We start from the raw sequence: 1507 nt of genomic DNA on the forward strand, positions 1-1507 counted from the left end.
GGCTGTGCGCCCTCACCCAGGGTGTAGTAGGCCACCAGGCGCTTGTGCCCCGCATCGACCTGGTCCACCACGACGGCGGCCTGCGCCACCGCCGGGTGTTCCTGCAGCCGGCTCTGCACCTCGCCGGGCTCCACGCGGAAGCCCCGCAGCTTGACCTGCTGGTCGCGTCGGCCCATGAACTCCAGGCTGCCGTCTTCTCGCCAGCGACCCAGGTCGCCGCTGCGGTACAGCCGCTGGCCGGGCTTGAACGGATGCTCGATGAAGGCCTGCGCCGTCAGCTCGGGCTGGTTCAGATAGCCCAGGGCCAGGCCCTGCCCGCCGATGCAGATCTCGCCGATGGCTCCGCGCGCCACCAGGCGCTGGTGCTCGTCCAGCAGGTGGACCTCCGTGTTGCCGATGGGCCGTCCGATGGGGATGCTGCGTTGGCGCGCGTCGGCCAGGCTCACCTCGTGAGTGAGCGCGAAGACGGTGGTTTCCGTCGGTCCATAGCCGTTGATGAGCCGCTGTGGCGGCGTGCGCGTCAACACCTCGGCCACCGTGACCGGGTCCAGTGCGTCGCCACCGACCAGCAGTTGGCGCAGTCGCGGCAGCACCGGCCCCAGGGCGGTCGCCAGTTGATTGAACAGACCCACGGTCAGCCACAGGCTGTCCACCCGCTGCTGCAGCAGCGTGCGGCACAGGCGCTCGCCGTCCAGCAGCTCGTCGCGCCCGATCACGACCAGGCAGCCGCCGTGCAGCAGGGGCGCCCAGACCTCCAGGGTGCTGGCGTCGAAGGCCGGGTTGGCGGCGAAGGCCATGCGAAGCTGGGCATCGAAGACGCCGTAGCCGCTGTTGAGCACCACGCGCGAGACGGCGCGATGGGGCACCAGCACGCCCTTGGGCCGGCCGGTGGAGCCGGAGGTGTACATGACATAGGCAGCGGCCTGGGCATCGTGCGGCAGAGGCTGGGCGGGGCCGTCCGGCTGGGCCAGCAAGGCGTCGATGGACACCGCCAGCGAGGCCAGATCGTCCAGGGGTGCGGCCTCGGGCGCTTGCAGCAGCAGCCGCGCGGCGCAGTCCTGGACGATCAGGCGCTGGCGGGCCTCGGGCATCTGGGGGTCCAGCGGGACGTAGACGGCGCCGGCCTGGAGGATGGCCAGTTGGGCCACCACCAGTTCCAGCGAGCGCTCCAGCCGCGTGGCCACGGTGTCGCCGGGGGCGACGCCCCGCTCGATCAGAGCCTGGGCCAGGTGGCGGCTGCAGGCGTCCAGCTGGGCATAGCTGAGCTGGCGTTCGCCCTGCACGACGGCGATGGCGTCGGCGTGGGACTGCCGCACGGCGTCAAAGAGCTGAGGCAGGGTCTGGGTGTGCGGGTAGGGGCGCACATGCTCGGCCAGGGCTTGCAGCTGGGCCTGCTCAGAGGCGGGCAGCAGGGGCAGCTCGGCCAGGGTCTGGTCCGGCGCGGACTGCAGAGCCAGGACGAGGCCTTGCAGCGCCTGCTGCATGAGTGCGCACACGCGCGGGGCCT

General features: G+C 71.8%; 1 protein-coding gene. It reads right to left on the bottom strand.

Annotation, left to right across the window (positions count from 1 at the left end):
- The coding region (locus H5407_RS23460) for an amino acid adenylation domain-containing protein (RefSeq protein ID WP_183106902.1) at positions 1 to 1507 on the bottom strand (1507 nt) is incomplete at both ends.

Source organism: Mitsuaria sp. WAJ17, assembly GCF_014174515.1.
Taxonomy (GTDB): domain Bacteria; phylum Pseudomonadota; class Gammaproteobacteria; order Burkholderiales; family Burkholderiaceae_C; genus Roseateles_B.